Origin of the sequence: Clostridium sp. MT-14 (assembly GCF_042436595.1) — a bacterium.
Taxonomy (GTDB): domain Bacteria; phylum Bacillota; class Clostridia; order Clostridiales; family Clostridiaceae; genus Clostridium_B; species Clostridium_B aromativorans.
Window position 1 is genome coordinate 1 of record NZ_JBHMIY010000095.1, and the last position, 737, is coordinate 737.

At 42.5% G+C, this 737-nt stretch carries 1 protein-coding gene; it reads left to right on the forward strand.

Going from position 1 to position 737, the window contains the following annotated elements:
• A partial coding sequence (gene garR / locus ACFHWD_RS20650; RefSeq protein WP_369869560.1) for a 2-hydroxy-3-oxopropionate reductase occupies positions 1-737 on the forward strand: 737 nt, incomplete at its 5' end.

The following is a 737-nucleotide window of genomic DNA, read 5'->3' on the forward strand; positions in this document are numbered from 1 at the left end:
CAAAGGATGTTGCATCAAAAACCGATGTTATTATAACAATGCTTCCAAATTCACCCCAGGTAAAGCAGGTTGTTTTTGGAGAGAATGGTGTTGCAGAAGGGATAAAAAAAGGTTCTGTACTTATTGACATGAGTTCTATAGCACCTCTTGTTTCGAGAGAAGTGGCTGAAAAGCTTGCGGGCAAAGGAGTAGATATGATAGACGCGCCGGTAAGCGGAGGAGAACCGAAAGCCATAGATGGAACTTTATCCATAATGGTAGGCGGAAAGAAAGAGACTTTTGAAAAATATAAGGACTTGCTCCTGAAGATGGGTTCAAGTGCTGTGCTCTGTGGAAGCATAGGAGCTGGAAATGTAACGAAACTTGCAAACCAGGTTATAGTTGCACTCAATATAGCAGCTATGTCGGAGGCATTTGTGCTCGGAACAAAAGCAGGGGTATCACCTGAACTCATATACAATGCCATAAAGGGCGGACTTGCAGGAAGTACGGTACTCGATGCAAAGGCACCTATGGTGCTTGACAGGAATTTCAAACCTGGATTCAAGATAGACCTTCACATAAAGGATCTTACGAATGCAGTTGAAACAGGAGCTGGTGTGGGAGCACCATTATTTCTTACAAATCAGGTTTTGGAAATACTGAGGAATTTGCATCTTGATGGAGAAGGACAGAGTGACCACTCTGCTATCATAAAGTTCTATGAGAAGCTGGCAAAGGTTGAAGTAACAAAATAA